General features: G+C 65.1%; 16 protein-coding genes. 5 read left to right on the top strand and 11 right to left on the bottom strand.

Translation table 11 applies throughout. The annotated features are described in order from the left end of the window. Positions 1–21 precede the first annotated feature (21 nt). Positions 22–1,020, bottom strand: a complete 999-nt coding sequence (locus M9955_10900) for a D-glycerate dehydrogenase (GenBank protein ID MCO5082150.1) — start codon at positions 1,018–1,020, stop codon at positions 22–24. Between the two features lie 173 nt (positions 1,021–1,193). Here M9955_10900 and M9955_10895 point away from each other — a divergent pair, with 173 nt between their 5' ends. After that, on the top strand, positions 1,194–1,742 hold the full coding sequence (locus tag M9955_10895) for an SH3 domain-containing protein (GenBank protein MCO5082149.1): 549 nt from the start codon (positions 1,194–1,196) through the stop codon (positions 1,740–1,742). A 49-nt stretch (positions 1,743–1,791) separates the two neighbouring features. On the opposite strand, the gene M9955_10890 is transcribed toward M9955_10895, so the two are convergent. Then, the gene (locus M9955_10890; GenBank protein MCO5082148.1) at positions 1,792–2,202 is read right to left on the bottom strand and encodes a transcriptional repressor; all 411 of its coding nucleotides are present in this window, start codon (positions 2,200–2,202) and stop codon (positions 1,792–1,794) included. Between the two features lie 234 nt (positions 2,203–2,436). Between M9955_10890 and fabA the strand changes: the two genes are divergently transcribed. From fabA to M9955_10870, 4 genes are all read left to right on the top strand, one after another. Then, positions 2,437–2,952: a 3-hydroxyacyl-[acyl-carrier-protein] dehydratase FabA gene (gene fabA, locus M9955_10885; protein MCO5082147.1), complete on the top strand. Its 516-nt coding sequence runs from the start codon at positions 2,437–2,439 to the stop codon at positions 2,950–2,952. Positions 2,953–2,987: 35 nt separating this feature from the next. Next, on the top strand, positions 2,988–4,208 hold the full coding sequence (gene fabB, locus M9955_10880; protein ID MCO5082146.1) for a beta-ketoacyl-ACP synthase I: 1,221 nt from the start codon (positions 2,988–2,990) through the stop codon (positions 4,206–4,208). A 103-nt stretch (positions 4,209–4,311) separates the two neighbouring features. After that, positions 4,312–5,124: an enoyl-ACP reductase FabI gene (fabI, locus tag M9955_10875; protein ID MCO5082145.1), complete on the top strand. Its 813-nt coding sequence runs from the start codon at positions 4,312–4,314 to the stop codon at positions 5,122–5,124. 122 nt (positions 5,125–5,246) lie between these two features. Then, positions 5,247–6,782 carry a bifunctional diguanylate cyclase/phosphodiesterase gene (locus M9955_10870; GenBank protein MCO5082144.1) on the top strand — a complete coding sequence of 512 codons (1,536 nt, stop codon included), beginning with the start codon at positions 5,247–5,249 and terminating at the stop codon, positions 6,780–6,782. Between the two features lie 58 nt (positions 6,783–6,840). On the opposite strand, the gene M9955_10865 is transcribed toward M9955_10870, so the two are convergent. The 9 genes from M9955_10865 to M9955_10825 form a co-directional block, all read right to left on the bottom strand. Continuing rightward, the gene (locus M9955_10865; GenBank protein MCO5082143.1) at positions 6,841–7,890 is read right to left on the bottom strand and encodes a class I SAM-dependent methyltransferase; all 1,050 of its coding nucleotides are present in this window, start codon (positions 7,888–7,890) and stop codon (positions 6,841–6,843) included. Positions 7,891–8,003: 113 nt separating this feature from the next. Next, the gene (gene pnp, locus M9955_10860; protein ID MCO5082142.1) at positions 8,004–10,151 is read right to left on the bottom strand and encodes a polyribonucleotide nucleotidyltransferase; all 2,148 of its coding nucleotides are present in this window, start codon (positions 10,149–10,151) and stop codon (positions 8,004–8,006) included. A gap of 281 nt (positions 10,152–10,432) precedes the next feature. After that, positions 10,433–10,702: a 30S ribosomal protein S15 gene (gene rpsO / locus M9955_10855; protein MCO5082141.1), complete on the bottom strand. Its 270-nt coding sequence runs from the start codon at positions 10,700–10,702 to the stop codon at positions 10,433–10,435. 158 nt (positions 10,703–10,860) lie between these two features. Next, positions 10,861–12,552, bottom strand: coding sequence for a histidine kinase (locus M9955_10850; GenBank protein MCO5082140.1), 1,692 nt, complete (start codon positions 12,550–12,552; stop codon positions 10,861–10,863). Between the two features lie 80 nt (positions 12,553–12,632). Continuing rightward, positions 12,633–13,733: a magnesium/cobalt transporter CorA gene (gene corA / locus M9955_10845; GenBank protein ID MCO5082139.1), complete on the bottom strand. Its 1,101-nt coding sequence runs from the start codon at positions 13,731–13,733 to the stop codon at positions 12,633–12,635. Between the two features lie 20 nt (positions 13,734–13,753). Further along, on the bottom strand, positions 13,754–14,716 hold the full coding sequence (gene truB, locus M9955_10840) for a tRNA pseudouridine(55) synthase TruB (GenBank protein ID MCO5082138.1): 963 nt from the start codon (positions 14,714–14,716) through the stop codon (positions 13,754–13,756). Next, complete coding sequence (gene rbfA / locus M9955_10835) at positions 14,716–15,117, bottom strand: 30S ribosome-binding factor RbfA (protein ID MCO5082137.1); 402 nt, start codon at positions 15,115–15,117, stop codon at positions 14,716–14,718. Before rbfA ends, truB begins: the two co-directional genes overlap by 1 nt. 109 nt (positions 15,118–15,226) lie before the next feature. After that, a complete protein-coding gene (infB, locus tag M9955_10830; GenBank protein MCO5082136.1) occupies positions 15,227–17,794 on the bottom strand; it encodes a translation initiation factor IF-2 in 2,568 nt (855 codons plus the stop codon). Continuing rightward, a complete protein-coding gene (locus M9955_10825) occupies positions 17,791–18,441 on the bottom strand; it encodes an RNA-binding protein (protein ID MCO5082135.1) in 651 nt (216 codons plus the stop codon). The genes infB and M9955_10825 overlap by 4 nt, the downstream gene beginning before the upstream one ends. Between the last annotated feature and the right edge of the window lie 7 nt (positions 18,442–18,448).

Here is an 18,448-nt window from a genome sequence, read left to right as displayed (position 1 = left end):
ATCGCGACACGCGTCGAGCGATCAGACGCGGCTCGGCAGAACCCGATCCGGCGGGCGATGGCCGTCGACGAAGGCGCGGATGTTGATGATCACCTTCTCGCCCATGTCGATGCGGCCCTCCAGCGTCGCCGAGCCCATATGCGGCAGCACGACCACCTTGCCCTTGTTGGCGAGCTTCAGCAGCTTGGGATTCACCGCCGGCTCGTTCTCGAAGACGTCGAGCCCGGCGCCGGCGAGCTTGTTGTCCTGGAGAAGCTGGATCAGGGCGGATTCATCGATGATGTCGCCGCGCGCGGTGTTGACGATGTAGGCCGTGGGCTGCATCAGCGCCAGCCTGCGGCCCGACAGAAGATGGAACGTGGCCGGGGTCGAGGGGCAGTTCACCGAGATGATGTCCATGCGGGCGAGCATCTGGTCGAGGCTTTCCCAATAGGTCGCCTCCAACTCGTCTTCCACGGCGGGCGTGACCCTGTTCCTGTTGTGATAGTGGATCGACAAGCCGAAGGCCTTGGCGCGGCGCGCCACCGCCGTACCGATGCGGCCCATGCCGACGATGCCGAGGCGCTTGCCCCAGATGCGGCGGCCGAGCATCCAGGTCGGCGACCAGCCGGGCCATTTCGTGGTGCTCAATATATTGGCGCCCTCGGTCAGGCGGCGCGGCACGGCGAGCAGCAGCGCCATGGTCATGTCGGCCGTGTCCTCGGTCAGCACGTTGGGCGTGTTGGTGACGGTGATCGAGCGCTTCGTCGCCGCCGCCACGTCGATCCGGTCGACGCCGTTGCCGAAATTGGCGATCAGCCTGAGCCGCTCGCCGGCCTGCGCTAGCAGCGCCTCGTCGATGCGGTCGGTGACCGTCGGCACCAGCACGTCCGCTTCCTTCACGGCGGCGACGAGTTCCGGCTGCGTCATCGGCCGGTCGTCGACATTCAGGCGCGCATCGAACAGCTCGCGCATCCGCGTCTCGACGGGGTCCGGAAGCTTCCGCGTTATGACGACAAGTGGCTTCTTCCTGCCGGCCATTGTTTCCTCGATCCGGGTCCTGTTGAGACCTCTTTAACCAACTCCGGCGAAACTTGAAGCCGGCCCTGCCCGTGCCACTCTGTAACAAGCGAGCGGGCCGATGACAAAGAAAAATGGCCGGCCCTGCCGGCCGTGGTCCCCGCTGGCAATAGAGGTAGGCAGTGTTCCGTCCGATGTCGTTCCGTTCGCTCGTTGCGGCATGTTCAGTGGCCCTTGCGGCCGTTTCCGCCGGCGTTCCGGTGCCGCAGGCGCAAGCCGCGGCGAACCAGAGCGTCACGCTCGGTCCCAGCGGCCTGCCGCTCCCGCGCTTCGTCAGCCTGAAGTCCGGCCGCGTGAATTCGCGCGTCGGCCCCGGCGTCACCTACGCGGTGGACTGGATGTATCTGAAGACCGGCCTGCCGATGGAGATCATCCAGGAGTTCGACAACTGGCGGAAGGTCCGCGATTCGGACGGCTCGGAGGGCTGGGTCAACCAGTCGCTGCTTTCCGGCAAGCGCACCGCTATCGCGGCTCCGTGGCAGCGCGGCAAGGATGCCCGCCTCGCGCTTCGGTCCGAGCCGGACGAGACGGCTTCCACGGTGGCCGTGCTCGAGCCCGGCGTCGTCGGCACGATCAAGGTGTGCAACGGCGAATGGTGTCAGGTGACGTTCGACCGCTATACGGGCTGGCTCAGCCAGTCGCAGATCTGGGGCGCCTATCCCGGCGAGACGATCAAGGACTGATCGGCAAAGGGTCGAATTGACGCGTCCGGACGTCCTGTGCCCAAACTGGTCAGCCGCGCTTCGGACGCAGGCGAATCACGATATCTACGTTGGCGATTTCCATGCCGTCGGGCGGCTCCGGAAGGTTTTCGACGCGCACCGGACCGGCGTCGATGTCGAACACCCGGTTCTCGCCTTCGATGAAGAAGTGGTGATGGTCCGACGTGTTGGTGTCGAAATAGGTCTTGACGCCCTCGATGGCGAGAATGCGCAGCAGGCCGGCCTCGGTAAACTGATGCAGCGTATTGTAGACCGTCGCCAGCGAGACCGGAACGCCGGCGACCAGCGCCTCCTCGTGCAGTTCCTCCGCCGAAAGATGACGATCGCCCTTGGCGAAGAGCAGCGTCGCGAGCGCGATTCGCTGCCGCGTCGGGCGAAGCCCCGCGTCCCGCACACGCTGATCGATCGTCTGTGATCTCACCGTCAGTCGCCTGTCCTCATGCCCAGCGGAACCGTTGAGCCAGCGAAATGGGCCGGCCTGCTGAAATTCCAGCATTCCTGACATATATTCGGTCGTGCAAACCCGATCAATAGCGCCGTTGACGGCCTTTCCGCTACGAATTATCGCCTACCAAGTGTTTCCGACCCGAAACACTGTGTGATAGGAACAGCGGACCGGCGGTGAGGGATAACGCCGGCCAGACCGGGGAGTGGAATGGCAGATCGGAAATCCAGCTACGACTATGAAGATCTGCTGGCTTGCGCTAAAGGCGAGTTGTTCGGCCCCGGCAATGCGCAATTGCCATACCCGCCGATGCTGATGTTCGATCGCATCACGGAGATCAGCGAGACTGGCGGCGCGTTCGACAAGGGTTTCATCCGCGCGGATTTCGCCATCAACCGCGACAAGTGGTTCTTTCCCTGCCATTTCATCGACAACCCGATCATGCCGGGCTGCCTCGGGCTGGACGCCATGTGGCAGATGACCGGCTTCTTCCTCGGCTGGCTGGGCGAGCCCGGCAAGGGCATGGCGCTCTCCACCGGCGAAGTGAAATTCAAGGGAATGGTGACCCCATCGGTGAAGCTGGTGGAATACGGCGTCGACTTCAAGCGCGTCATGCGCGGCCGTCTCGTACTGGGCATCGCCGACGGGTGGCTGAAGGCCGATGGCGAGCAGATCTATTCGGCGACCGACCTCAAGGTCGGCCTGTCCCGGCAGTCCGCAGCCTAGGTCAGGACATATCAGGAATTGACGAGGAGCGCAGCATGAGACGGGTCGTCGTGACGGGCTTCGGCATCGTGTCGTCGATCGGCAACAACGCCGCCGAGGTGGAAGACTCGCTGCGTCACGCCAAATCGGGGATCAGCCATTCGGACGAATTCGAACGGCTCGGGTTCAGATGCCAGGTGTGGGGCAATCCGACGCTCGACCCGACCGAACTGATCGACAGGCGCGCCATGCGCTTCCTGCACAAGGGCGGCGCCTGGAACCATGTCGCCATGCAGCAGGCCATCGCCCATGCGGGCCTCGAGGAGAGCGATGTCTCCAACGAGCGTACCGGCATCATCATGGGCTCCGGCGGCCCATCGACCAAAACGATCTTCGAGGCGGCCGAGATCACGCTGAAGAACAACAGCCCAAAGCGCATCGGGCCGTTCGCGGTGCCGAAGGCGATGTCGTCGACGGCATCCGCGACGCTCGCCACCACCTTCAAGATCCACGGCGTGAACTATTCCATCTCGTCGGCCTGCTCGACCTCGGCGCACTGCATCGGCAACGCCGCCGAGATGATCCAGTGGGGCAAGCAGGACGTCATGTTCGCCGGCGGCCATGAAGACCTGGACTGGACGATGTCGAACCTGTTCGACGCCATGGGCGCGATGTCGACCAAATACAACGACCGCGCTGCGGTTGCGTCGCGGGCCTATGACGTCGATCGCGACGGCTTCGTCATTGCCGGCGGCGCCGGAGTGGTGGTGCTGGAAGAACTGGAACACGCCAAGGCGCGTGGCGCGAAAATCTATGCTGAACTCGTCGGCTACGGCGCCACTTCCGACGGCTACGACATGGTCGCGCCGTCCGGCGAAGGCGCGGTGCGCTGCATGCGCCAGGCGCTCGCGACGGTGAAGCAGCCCATCGACTACATCAATACGCACGGCACCTCGACGCCGGTGGGCGACAGCAAGGAGATGGGCGCCATTCGCGAGGTTTTCGGCGACAGGCTGCCGAACATAACCTCGACCAAGTCGCTGACCGGTCATTCGCTCGGCGCGGCGGGCGTGCAGGAGTCGATCTATTCCATTCTCATGATGCAGGCACGCTTCATCGGCGAGAGCGCCCATATCGAGACTCTCGATCCGGAGTTCGAGGGCATGCCGATCGTGCGCAAGCGCATCGACGACGCGAAGATCGATACCGTCCTGTCGAACTCCTTTGGCTTCGGCGGCACCAACGCGACGCTGGTGTTCCAGCGCTATACCGGGTGAGCAGTGGACAGTGAGCAGTGAACGGATGTCCCACCGTCCCTGCCTCACGGATCACTGGTCCCTGTTCACCGTTCACTGTTCACATTTCTAAGGACTGTTCGGCATGACCGCACTGATGAAGGGCAAACGCGGCCTGATCATGGGCGTCGCCAACGACCATTCGATCGCCTGGGGCATCGCCAGCAAGCTCGCCGAGCACGGCGCGGAACTGGCCTTCACCTATCAGGGCGAAGCCTTCGGCAAGCGTGTGAAGCCGCTGGCGGAAAAGATCGGCACGAAACTCCTGCTGCCCTGCGACGTCGAGGACAGCGCTTCCGTCGCCGCGACCTTCGATGCCCTCGGGGCGGAATGGGGCAGTCTCGATTTCGTCGTCCATGCCATCGGCTTTTCCGACAAGAACGAATTGAAAGGCCTCTATGCGGACACGACGCGCGACAATTTCGTGCGCACCATGGTCATCTCCTGCTACTCCTTCACCGAGGTCGCGCGCCACGCCGCCGCGCTGATGCCGGACGGTGGTTCGATGATCACGCTCACCTATGCCGGATCGGTGCGCGTCATGCCGAACTACAATGTCATGGGCGTGGCCAAGGCGGGGCTGGAAGCGAGCGTGCGCTACCTCGCCAGCGACTACGGTCCGCGCGGCATCAGGGTAAACGGCATCTCGGCCGGACCGGTGCGCACGCTCGCCGGCGCGGGCATTTCGGATGCGCGCTACATGTTCTCCTACCAGCAGCGCAATTCGCCGCTGCGCAAATCGGTGACGCTGGAAGAGATCGGCGGGTCGGCGCTCTATCTGCTCTCGGACCTGTCCGGCGGCGTCACGGGCGAGATCCACTATGTCGACGCAGGGTATCACATCGTTTCGATGCCGACGCTCGAGGAACTGAAGCGCACCGACGCCGGCAAGGACTAGGGTCGGGACTGGGATCGGCTGTCCGATTCCACAGCTTTCCCGCTTTGTCTAAACTTGGATCGACCTGCGGTAGCCCGAATTAAGGATTGAGGCGGTACAACTGCAAGGTACGGGGAGCCTGCATGTTTTCGCCTATCAGGAATCCGAAGCGGAGCAGAACGTTCCGTCTCGTCACAATCGCTGCTTCGGGCCTGTGCAGCCTTGTGCTGGCTGCTGCCGCGCTGCGGTACAGCTTCGGCGCGGACACCGCCGTGCTGCCTGCGGAGCCGGTCGGCATCATCATCATTTCGCTGAGCGCGCTGGCGGCGGCTTTGGCCGCGCTTTCTTTCTACGCTGGCGTCGACGAATCCGCCGCCTATGTCTTCCACGAGACCCAGATCGACAAGCTGACCGGACTTTATGCGCGGACGGCCATGATCGACCGTGTGGCCGAAGCGGCCGAGGAAACCGCCACGACCGGCAAGTCGATCTATCTCCTCGACATCGACATCGACCGCTTCAAGCAGATCAACGAGGCGATCGGCTACGCCGCCGGCGACAAGCTGATCCATAGTCTTGCCCGGCGGATCGAGGATGCGATGCCCAAAGGCGCCGTGGTCGGGCGGCTCGGCGCCGGCGAGTTCGCCGTGCTGGTCACCGAGAGCCAGATGCGGCAGCGGCTCGAACCGTTCATCCAGTCGCTGATCGAGAAGCTGATGCAGCCTTACCGCCTGCCGACGCACATGCAGTCGATCAACCTGTCGATCGGTGTCGTCGAGATCCCGACAGACGGCACCGACCCGGCGCTGCTGCTGCGCCGTTCCAACCTCGCCCTGCGCCATGCCCGCGCGACGGGCGTCGGCACCTGGGCCACCTTCCATCCGGACATGGGCAGGGTCGCGGACCATCGCCGCTGGATTGAGGCCGAACTCAACACCGCCTTCGAGCGCGGCGACTTCCATCTCCACTACCAGCCGCAGCTCGATCTCGGCACGGCGCGGGTCGTCGGCTACGAGGCGCTGATCCGCTGGAAGCATCCCGAACGCGGCATGATCCCGCCGAACGAGTTCATCTCGGTCGCCGAGGAGACGGGCATGATCGCGCCGCTCGGCAACTGGGTGCTCAGGACAGCCTGCGAAGATGCCGTCAGACTGCTGCCGGAAGACTGTTTTGTCGCCGTGAACATCTCTCCGGTGCAGTTCATGACGCGCGACTTCGTCGGCACGGTGAAGGCGACGATCGAGGCAGCGGGTTTGGCGCCTTCGCGCCTCGAACTCGAAGTGACCGAGTCGGCCATGATGCAGGACCGGGACCGGGCCGCCGAGATCCTGAAGCAACTCACCGGAATGGGCATTTCGGTCGCCGTGGACGATTTCGGCACGGGCTACTCCAACCTCAGCTTCCTCATCGATTTCTCGTTCCAGAAGCTGAAGATCGACCGCTCCTTCGTCAGCCGCATGGAGACCGATACAAGCAGCGGCGCGGTCATTTCCTCGATCGTGGACCTGTCGCGCGCCCTCGGCGTCGACACGATCGCCGAGGGCGTCGAGACCGAGAGTCAGGCAGCGCTTTTGAGGGAAGCCGGTTGCCGCGTTGTGCAGGGCTATCTGTTCGGCCGCCCTGCCCCGCTGCCCGCGTCGGAGACGACCGGCGTCGGGCCGGCATCGACGGTGCACTGATTAAGACAAGAACTTGGGTGAGAAGCGCCTCCGAAAGGATCGCGACGCGCTTCAAGGCTCAGCGGCGGGCGCGAAACACCTTGAAACCCTGCTCCTCGCGCAATTTCTCCACACACGAAAAAGCCTGCGCGAGTGCCGCCTCATAGGGTAGCTGACGGTTGGCGACCATATAGAGCTGTCCACCGGGTCCGAGCGAGCGCGCCGCGACACGGATCAGCGCCTCGCCCAACGCCGGCTCCGCCGCCCGGCCGGTATGGAAGGGCGGATTCATGACGATAAGATCGTAGCGGTCCCGGACCGGCTCGTTGACAAGATCATGCCAGAAAAAGCGCGCGGGCATATCGGATGCCAACGCCGCCATGTTGCGGCGCGCCGCTTCGAGCGAAGCATGATCCGCCTCGTAGAGATCGATGCCTTTGATGTCGAGCGCACGCAGTGCGAGCGCGACCGACAGATACCCCCAGCCGGCACAGAAATCCGCCGCCCTGCCCGAAAGATCGGCGGGCAGGCATTGGACGAGCAAGGCCGATCCCGCATCGACATGCCCATGCGAGAACATGCCGGGCGCGGTCTCGAATGCGGCTGATCGATCGGGTGCGAGGCCGCCTGCTAAGGCGACAGCTTTTTGATTTTCCTGCGATATATCATCGATATATCGTTCAGCACTGCCGTCCTTCCGCAGCCAGGATACCAGCCCATGGTGCTTTGACGCATGTCCGGCCTCCGGCAAAAACTCCGCGATGTGCTTGCGCAGGCTTGCGATTCCATCCGTCTTCGCGCCGCCGACCAGCACCAATCCCTCTGGCCGCACGCGCCGCAGGGCCTCCGCGATCCACGCCTCGTTCTGGCGGCGGTGCCGGCCGGCCAGGACGAGCGCGGCGTCGTAATCCTCGCCCTCCGGCTCTGGCAGTGTCTTCCAGCCCTCCGCCGCCAGCGCCAGAAAGGTGGGACGGAAACCCTGGACACAGGTGACGTCCATGCCCGCCAGTCCGGCGTATTCCGCGAGGCCGGACTCCGCGCCGACAAACAGGACGCGCCCATCGCCGGGCAGCGCGAGGATTTCCTGTCCGAGCGGATAGAGCAGCGTTTTCAGCCGGTCCGAGATCATGGTTCCATCAGCGATGAGCCGGAGCGATCATCTTCCGCGCGGAGCGTTCCGTGCAACCGAAAAAGGCGCGGCGTGGCCGCCGCGCCCTTTGAAAAACAGGACCGACGAGGCGATCAGGCCGCGTCTTCGGCCTCGTCCTTCTTCTTCTCCCGGACGATCTCCTTGCCGGTCGCTTGGTCCACGACCTTCATGGAGAGGCGGACCTTGCCGCGCTCGTCGAAGCCCATCAGCTTGACCCAGACCTTCTGGCCTTCCTTGACCACGTCGGTGGTCTTCTGGACGCGGGCGTCGGCAAGCTGCGAGATGTGGACGAGGCCGTCGCGCGGGCCGAAGAAGTTGACGAAGGCGCCGAAGTCGGCCGTCTTGACGACCGTGCCTTCGTAGATCTCGCCGACTTCCGGCTCGGCCACGATGGTGTGGATCCACTTCTTCGCCGCCTCGATCTCCTTGGCGTTGGACGAAGCGATCTTCACCGTGCCGTCATCCTCGATGTTGATCTTGGCGCCAGTCTTTTCGACGATCTCGCGGATGACCTTGCCGCCCGAGCCGATCACGTCGCGGATCTTGTCGGTCGGAATGTTCATCACCTCGATGCGCGGGGCGAACTCACCGAGCTGGCCGCGGCTCTCGGAAAGAGCCTTCGCCATCTCGCCGAGAATGTGCAGGCGGCCGTCCCTGGCCTGGCCGAGAGCGACCTTCATGATCTCCTCGGTGATGCCGTCGATCTTGATGTCCATCTGCAGCGAGGTGATGCCGTTGGCCGTGCCCGCCACCTTGAAGTCCATGTCGCCGAGGTGATCCTCGTCGCCGAGGATGTCGGAGAGGACCGCGAAGCGCTCGTCTTCCTTGATCAGGCCCATGGCGATGCCAGCAACCGGCTTCGCTAGGGGAACGCCGGCATCCATCAGCGCCAGCGAGGTGCCGCAGACGGTCGCCATGGAGGACGAGCCGTTGGACTCGGTGATCTCGGAGACGACGCGCAGCGTGTAGGGGAACTGCTCGGCAGCCGGCAGCATCGGATGCACGGCGCGCCAGGCAAGCTTGCCGTGGCCGATCTCGCGGCGGCCGGGCGAGCCCATGCGACCCGTCTCGCCGACCGAGAAGGGCGGGAAGTTGTAGTGGAGCAGGAAGGTCTCCTTGCGGGTGCCGGTCAGTTCGTCGATGAACTGCTCGTCCTCGCCGGTGCCGAGCGTGGCGACGACGATCGCCTGCGTCTCGCCACGGGTGAACAGCGCCGAACCATGGGTGCGCGGCAGGACGCCGACCTCGGCGACGATCGGGCGGACCGTCTTCAGGTCGCGGCCGTCGATGCGGCTGCCGGTGTCCAGAATGTTCCAGCGCACGATCTTGGCCTGGAGTTCCTTGAAGACCGAGCCGACCTGCTCGGCCGTCCAGCGGGCGCTCTCCGCGCCTTCCGGCAGAAGGGTGGCCTTGACCTTGGCCTTGGCCGCGTCGACGGCGGCGTAGCGCGCCTGCTTGTCGACATTCTTGTAGGCGGCGCGCAGCTCGTCCTCGATCAGGCCGAGCATGGTCTGCTCGAGTTCCTTCAGGTCTTCCGGGTGATGGTCGCGCGGGTCCTTGGCGGCGACTTCGGCCAGCTTGATGATGGCGTCGATCACCGGCTGGAAGCCCTTGTGGCCGAACATGACGGCGCCGAGCATGACGTCTTCCGGCAGTTCCTGCGCTTCGGACTCGACCATCAGCACGGCATCCGAGGTGCCGGCGACGACGAGGTCGAGCTTGGACTCGGGCATCTCGTCGATATGCGGGTTGAGCTTGTATTCGCCGTTGATGTAGCCGACGCGCGCGCCGCCGACCGGGCCCATGAAGGGCACGCCGGAAAGCGTCAGCGCGGCCGAGGCGGCGACCATCGACACCACGTCCGGATTGTTCTCCAGATCATGCTGCATGACGGTGATGATGACCTGCGTGTCGTTCTTGTAGCCATCGGCGAAGAGCGGGCGGATCGGACGGTCGATCAGGCGGGAGACCAGCGTCTCGTTCTCGGAGGGACGACCCTCGCGCTTGAAGTAGCCGCCCGGGATCTTGCCGGCGGCATAGGTCTTTTCCTGATAGTTGACGGTCAGCGGGAAGAAGTCCTGGCCCGGCTTCGGCTCCTTGGCCGAGACAACAGTCGCGAGGACGACGGTCTCGCCATAGGTCGCGAGGACGGCGCCGTCGGCCTGACGCGCGATCTTGCCGGTCTCGAGGGTGAGCGGGCGTCCTGCCCACTCGATTTCCACTTTGTGGTGATTGAACATATCCTGTCCTTCATATGCGGGAAGCGCGCGGCCATTCCCAATGGCCACGACGAATGCTTCCCTGGCTTCGTACGGCGGACGAGCCACGGGCAAGACAACGGGAGGCTCGACCAACCGGCGCTTCCGGAAGCGCCTGCCGAGCGTCCTGCAATCCTGCCCCATGACCTGTCCATGGGACGTTCCGGGCGTTGCCCTCAAGCCTGGAACGGCGGGCCGGCCAGAGTCCGGCCCTCATGCGTGGACGCCGGGCGCTCAGAGAGGACCCGGCGTCCGATAGTTCGTCAGCGACGCAGGCCGAGCTTTTCGATCAGCGTCGAGTAGCGGCCTTCGTCCTTGCCCTTCAGATAGTCGAGCAGACGGCGGCGCTGGGAAACCAGTGCGAGCAGGCCACGGCGGGAATGGTTATCCTTCTTGTGGTCCTTGAAGTGCTCGGTCAGGTTCTTGATCCGCTCGGAGAGGATGGCAACCTGAACTTCCGGAGAACCGGTATCGCCCTTGGCGGTTGCAAACTCGGTCATGAGCGCCTGCTTGCGCTCTGCAGTAATCGACATCGGATTCTTCCTTTCTGAACTTCAGGAAACGGGACGCCCACAGCCGGGATGTCGTCCAGCAGGGGCCGGTGGATGTTGCGATCGCCGCAACATTGCGGCGCATATAGTGGAATTGAAGGGAAAACGCCAGATGTATTCCGGAAGGCCGCCGTGACGGCTCAGAATGCCTCGCCAGCGGGCTCCTCTGTGGCCTTCGGGCTCGGCTTCAGCTTCTCGACCGGGAAGGCGAAACGCGCCTCCAGCCCGTCGGCACGGAAGTCGCGCGTGTATTCGGCATCGAGCGCGCCGACCAGCATGCGTTCGATGAGCTGCGAGCCGAACCCCTTGCGGTCGGAAGGCGGGGCGGCATTCGGCACGAACTCGCGCCACAGCAGCACGAGCATGCCGTCCTTGACCGACCAGCTCACCGCGAGCCTCCCCGCCGGCGCGGCAAAGGCGCCGTATTTGGCGGCGTTGGTCGCCATCTCGTGTATGGCGAGGCCGAGCGTCTGGGCCGCCTGCAAGGACAGCCGGAATTTCGGCCCCGATACGGTGGTGCGCGACGTGTCGGCGGGACGGAAGGGCTCGAGCTGGACATTGATGAGCTCCTGCAACTCCACGCCGGCGGCGCTGCCTGCGATCAGGAGATCGGTGGAGCGGGCAAGACCCATGAGCCGCTGCTGGAAGCTCTCGCTGAATTCGGCGACGCCGCGCGCGTTCCGGGCGCTCTGCTTGGCGATGGAGGAGACGACCGTGAGCTGGTTCTTCGAGCGGTGCGCCACCTCGCGCATCACGAAGCGTATCTCGCTTTCGGCGGCGCGCCTTTGCGCAGCGCCCTCCGCCATGGCCGCGGAAACGGTCGTGAGCTCGCGCACCGGGAAGACCGTGGCCTTCACCTCCTCGCCGGCGCCCAGCCGCTGGGCATCGCGCGCCAGCCTGCGCACGGATTTCGAGATCTGCCGTCCAAGAAGCCAGGCCGCCAGCCCGCCGACGGCGATCATGGCGAGGCCGCCGAGCATCAGCAGCCGCAACGTGCGTTCCAGAGGCCGCTGCACCGCGTCGCGCTCGGCCCAAAGGATGACGCGCCATCCGCTGAGCGGCGAGGCCTTGATGATCAGATCGTAATCCTTGCCGTCCTTCACGGCTTCGCGGTGAACGGGACCGTCGCCGGCCGCGGCCTCGCTCAGCAGGAAAGGCTTGCCGATGTCGGAAGACATCAGCGTAGAAGCCATCACCATGCTGTTGTTGTCGACCACGGCCGCGTTCCAGCCGCCGCGCAGATTCTCCATCGACAGCGCGCTCGACAGCGTCTCGGCGTTCTGGGTCAGGATGAGGAGCAGCGGGTCCTTGCCCTTCGGCGTCCAGGGCAGGATGATGTTGAAGACCCATTTCTGCGCCGTGCGGCCGAGGAAGCCGTCCGAAATGACCGGCTTGCCGGTTTCCAGCGCCCTGAGCGCCGAAACGGGCTCCGACGTGGTGCCCAGCACGTCGCCGAAGGGCCGGCGCGTGTTGAGCATCTGGTTCAGTTCGGCGTCCAGCACGATGACGTAGGATTCGGTGTCGGAAAGCGCGGTCTTCGCGCCTTCGTAGAACGAACGCATGTCGCCGTCGCTCAGCGACTTCGAGGTCGAAAGGCTTCGCAGCGTGGTGACCATGCCCTGCAGCTGGCTGTCGACCGTCTGCACGGCGGCGCCGGCGGCAGCTTCCGCCAGCGTCTCGACGACCTCGTTCTGGGCGCGGTTGTTGCGATCGATCAGGAAGACCGACAGCAGCAACGGCGGCACCACCGCCGCCGCGATGAGCAGACCGAGCAATATGGTGATGGAGAGCGACCCGGAAGCGCGGGGCAGGCGTCCCGAGTCAGCCTTCATGCGCGTCCACCGTGCCGGAAATCATCTTCTATGCGAACTTTCAGAAAAGAGCACCGCCCGACGCAATCAAGCCTAGCGGCCTACAACCACTTTTTCCAGCGGAAGTAGAGCACCAGAAAGACGGCGACAATGAGCATGAAGAACAAGGCCAGCGGATAGCCAAAATAGGCCCGCAGCTCCGGCATGTTCCATGGCGACGAGTCGGGATCGAAATTCATGCCCCAGACGCCGACGAGGAAGGTCAGCGGGATGAAGATGGTCGACACCAGCGTCAGCAGGTTGATGACCTCGGCCGTCTTGGCCTGACTCAGCGACAGGTGCATGTCGATCATACCGGTGAGCACGTCGCGGTACATCTCGACCATGTCGAGGAGGCGCGTCGTGTGGTCGAGCGTGTCGTTCAGGTAGATCTTCGTTTCCGGTTGGATGAACTGGGCATCGGCGCGCACCAGGGTCGCGACAGCGTCCCGCATCGGTCCGAGCACCCGCTTGGCGACGATTATGTTGCGCCGCATGAGGTGGAGGCGGCTCGCCTGCCTCTTGTCGAAGGCGTTGAGCATCTCGTCCTCGAAGGCGTCTATCTTTTCCGCCACATCCTCCATGACCGGAAAATAGCTGTCGACGACCGCGTCGAGCAGCGCATAGGCGAGATAGTCGGCCGGACGGGTGCGCAGGCGCCGGGACTTCGACGATTCGATGCGCTTGCGCACAGGGTCGAAGGGATCGCCCTCGCGCTCCTGGAACGTCACCACGAATCTCTCGCCGAAGAAGATCGAGATCTGCTCGTAGCGATTGGTCGCGGCGTCGTCGATCATCGAGGCGACGACGAAGGTGTGGTCGTCGAAGAAGTCGACCTTCGGCCGCTGTCCGGTGTTCACCGTATCCTCGAGCGCCAGAGGATGGAGGCCGAACAGCTCGCCGATCTCGGCGACCAGCCCGACATCGGCCAGCCCGGCGCAATCGAGCCAGAGCAGAGGCCACTCACTGCAATATTCCCGCACGAGATCGATGGATGCTTCGGGAAGGGTGACCTGGCGGTCCGGCGAAATCGCCGTCAGGGTCAGGACCGGCTGCCTGGCGCCGGGATCGGCGACGAGCGTGCCGGGCGAGGCGCCGACCGGCGACAGCTTGTTCTTCTTGCGCGACCGTTTCTTCTGGCCCTCGACCTTGCCCGCCGCCATATCGCACCGTGCGCCCGAATCTATCCCGCGAACACCCGCTTCGGCTTGAACATACCCGCTTCCACCGCACCGATGGCAACAAGTTTTCCGCGCGCCGTCACGCAGGCCTCGTCGGCCTCGACGGGCGCGTCCCGGCCGCGCACGATGATGGGGTTGCCGAGACGGACTTTCTGCGCGGCGTCATCCGACAGGGCGATCTGCGGCAGGCAGTCGAGCGCCGCCACCGTATCCAGCAGCAGCGCGTCGAGCGCGGAATAGTCGCGATAGGCGGACGGCTTCGGCGCGTCGTCGTCCGCGGCTTCGTCGGCGGGGCGCGCGGCCTCCAGTTCCGTGATGGTGACGAAGTCCTCCTCGGTGAAGGGGTCGACCTCGACGCGGCGCAGTTCGGCGATATGGCCGAAGCAGCCGAGGTCCCGGCCCATGTCGCGGGCGAGCGACCGCACATAGGTGCCCTTGCCGCACTCGATCTCGAAGACCGTGCGGTCTGCGTCATGCTTGACGATGTCGAGCCGGCCGATCTCCACCTCGCGCGCCGGGATATCCACGGTCTCGCCCTCGCGCGCCAGATCGTAGGCGCGCTCGCCGGCGATCTTGATGGCGGAGAACTGCGGCGGCACCTGCAGGACGACGCCCGTGTATTTCGGCAGCAGCGCGCGGATTTCCGCCTCGGACGGACGAGCGGCGGAGTGCCGGGTCACGGGACCTTCGAGGTCGTCGGTGGAGCGCTCCTCGCCCCAGGCAACGGTGAAACGGTAAACCTTTGCGCCATCCTGCACATAGGGCACCGTCTTGGTCGCCTCGCCGAGCGCGATCGGCAGCATGCCCGAGGCCAGCGGATCGAGCGTGCCGGCATGGCCGGCCTTCTCCGCCTGGAACAGCCACTTCACCTTGGATACGGCTTCAGTCGATCCCATGCCGACCGGTTTGTCGAGGATGACCCAGCCGGAGACCGGACGTCCCTTCTTCTTGCGCGGGCGCGACATCAGTCCTCACTGTCCTTGTCGAGATCGCGCGCCACCTCGGGCGAGCGCAGCAGTTCGTCGATCTTCGCCATATTGTCGTAGCTGGTATCCAGCCTGAACCGGAATTCAGGCATGTATTTCATCTGGCGCAGCGCCGGCGACACACGGCCGCGGATAAAACGTGCGTTGCGGTTCAGCGCATCGACCACCGCCGCGTCGTCCTTCGCACCGAGCGGCGAGACGAAGGCGGTGGCGATCTTCAAGTCGGGCGACATGCGCACCTCCGAAACCGAGATGACGGTCGTTTCGATCAGGTCGTCGCGCACCTCTCCGCGCTGCAGCATGTCGGAAAGCGCATGGCGCACCTGTTCGCCGACGCGAAGCATGCGTTGCGAGGGGCCTGCATTGTTTGACTTGGACATGGCATCGGTCCGAATTTGCCCGGCGCGGGATCGAACTGCGCCGGGCTTTGAGGATAACAGAAAAGCGGCAGCCTCACGACTGCCGCTTCGATCGATCGGGGCAAACGCCCTACAGCGTGCGCGTCACCATCTCGACGCGGAAGCACTCGATGATGTCGCCCTGGCGGATGTCTTCGTAGTTCTGGAAGGCCATGCCGCATTCCTGGCCGACCGGAACCTCGGACACTTCGTCCTTGAAGCGCTTCAGCGTCTTCAGCGTGCCTTCGTGGATCACCACGTTGTCGCGGATCAGGCGGACGCCCGCGCCCCGCTCGACGCGGCCTTCCGTGACGCGGCATCCCGCCACCTTGCCGACCTTGGTGATGTGGAAAACCTCGAGGATCTCCGCATTGCCGAGGAAGGTCTCGCGGCGCTCCGGCGAGAGCAGGCCCGACATGGCCGCCTTCACGTCATCCACGAGGTTGTAGATGATGTTGTAGTAGCGGATGTCGATGCCGGCCTGCTCGGCCGCCTGACGGGCCTGCGGATTGGCACGCACGTTGAAGCCGATGATGGCCGCGCCCGAGGTCTCCGCCAGCGTGACGTCGCTCTCGGTGATGGCGCCCGCGCCCGAGTGCACGATGCGGGCGCGCACCTCGTCGGTGCCAAGTTTGTCGAGCGCCGCCGAAATGGCCTCGATGGAGCCCTGCACGTCGCCCTTTATGATCAGCGGGAACTCCTTGAGGCCGCTGGTCTGGAGCTGCGACATCATCTGTTCAAGCGAGCCGCGCTGGCCGGCATGCTTGGCGACCGCCTTGTCGCGGGCCAGACGCTGGCGGTACTCGGTGATCTCGCGGGCGCGCGCCTCGTTGTTGACGGCCGCGAAGCGATCGCCTGCCTGCGGCGTGCCCTGCAGGCCGAGCACCTCGACCGGCATGGCCGGGCCGGCTTCCTCGACATGCCTGCCGCGATCGTCGACGAGGGCGCGGACGCGACCCCACTCGTTGCCGGCGACGATGATGTCGCCCGGCAGCAGCGTGCCGGTCTGGACCAGGACGGTGGCGACGGGACCGCGGCCCTTGTCGAGCTTCGCCTCGATGACGACGCCTTCCGCAGTGCGGTCCGGATTGGACTTCAGGTCGAGGATTTCGGCCTGCAGCAGGATCGCCTCGAGCAGCTTGTCGAGCCCGGCGCCGGTCTTGGCCGAAACCTCGACGTCGAGCACCTCGCCGCCCATGGATTCCACGAACACCTCGTGCTGCAGAAGCTGCGTGCGCACCTTCTGCGGATCGGCGCTCGGCTTGTCCATCTTGTTGATCGCCACGATGATCGGCACGCCGGCCGCCTTGGCATGGTTGATCGACTCGATCGTCTGCGGCATGACGCTGTCGTCGGCCGCCACCACCAGCACCGCGACGTCGGTCGACTGCGCGCCGCGGGCGCGCATCGCCGTGAAGGCGGCGTGACCGGGCGTGTCGATGAAGGTGATCTTCTGGCCGTTCTTCTCGACCTGATAGGCGCCGATATGCTGGGTGATGCCGCCCGCCTCGCCCGACACGACGTTGGCGTTGCGGATGGCGTCCAGCAGCGACGTCTTGCCGTGGTCGACATGGCCCATGATGGTGACGACCGGCGGCCGCGACACGAGGTCCTCGGGACGGTCCGGAATGTTGAACAGGCCTTCCTCGATGTCGGACTCGGCGACGCGCTTGACGGTGTGGCCGAATTCGGACGCGACCAGTTCGGCCGTGTCGGCGTCGATGACGTCGCCCGGCTTCAGGATTTGGCCCTGTTTCATGAAGAACTTGACGATGTCGACCGCGCGCTCGGACATGCGGTTGGCGAGATCCTGGATGGTGATGGTCTCCGGGATCGTCACCTCGCGCACGATCTTCTCGCGCTGCTCCTGATACATGGCGCGCTTAAACTTTTCCTGGCGCCGGCGCATCGAGGCGATGGAACGGCCACGCGCGGAATCCCCGTCTTCCGACGACGTGACAGCGCTCACGGTCAACTTGCCCTGGCGCCGGTCGGCGTCTCCCTTGGCGCGGGTCGGGCGGGCAATCTCCGGCTTGACGATGCGCTTCGGCGGCAGGGCCGCGCTGGTGCTGCGTGCGGCCGGGCGCTTCTCTTCCACCTCTTCTTCATCGGCGAGCTGGCGGCTGTCGGCTGTCGGCGCACGGCGGCGCGCTTCTTCCTCGGCGCGGCGGCGCGATTCCGCCTCGGCCTTGATGCGCGCTTCCTCCTCGGCCTGACGGCGCGCGGATTCCTCGCGCTCGCGGCGGCGGCGCTCTTCCTCGGCAGTGCGGCGCTTGGCCTCCTCGGCCATGCGGGCGCGCTCCTCGCTCTCGCGCGATTTCGAGCCTTCGAGCGCGCGGCGGCGCGCCTCCAGCTCCTCGGTCGAGAGCTGGTTCAGAACCATGCCCGAGCGGTCGGGCTGCGGACGCGGGGTCTCGCGTGGCTGCACCTGGGGCTGCGGCTGCGGCGTCCTGGGCTTCAGCGACGTGACGACCTGCACCGGCTCGCGCTTGGCGCCCGGCATGTCGAACTTGCGCTTCTTCGTCTCGACAACGACGGAGTTCGAACGACCGTGCGACATGCTCTGCCGGATCGTCCCCTGTTCCGGCCTCTTCAGGGTCAGGGTCGTCTTCTTGTTCACAGTCAACGTCTTGTCGTCGCCTGACTTGCTATCACTCATTCCGTATCCTCTGCGGCAACATCGTCATCGCCAGCCGCCGCAACCGCTGCGATTTCCTCCGGAGATCCGCCCCGGTACCGGTCGAGCGCAACCATGCGCTTCAACGCAGCCTTTCCCGCGTCGCCCGCGAGAAGCGCTGCATGTATCACATTTGTCCCCCCCAATGCCAAACCCATTTCCGCTTCCGCGAAAAGTTTGTAGGCGGGGATGTCCGGGCCACCCAGATGGACGGTCGCGCGGCGCGCCTGCGCGATCTTGCGCTGCCCGTCCCCGGCCGCTTCATGGGCGTGAAGGACGGCAAGCGCCTTGCCGGAACGCACGGCGGCCTCGGTCTTGGCGGCGCCCATCGCGACCGCGCCGGCCTTGCGGGCGAGGCCCAGCGCACCCAGCGCGGATTTCACCAGAAGGCCGTCGACCATGCCGCCGAGATCGGCCGGAATGACCACGTCCCGCTTGAAGGCGCGCGCGAACAGCCGCTTGGCGGCCGCCTTGTCTATATGGGTACGATCGGCCGTGACCCAACACCCGCGGCCCGGCAAATTTCTCTTGAGGTCGGGAACGACGGACGAATCCGGTCCGACCACGAACCGGATCAGTTCATCCGGCGCGGCAGTCCTGCGCGTGACGATGCAGGTGCGATCGTTCATCTCGTCC

This window comes from Rhizobiaceae bacterium (assembly GCA_023953845.1).
Lineage (GTDB): Bacteria > Pseudomonadota > Alphaproteobacteria > Rhizobiales > Rhizobiaceae > Arvimicrobium.
Note: the sequence above shows the minus strand (reverse complement) of the source record. Positions and strands in the feature narration are given on the sequence as shown.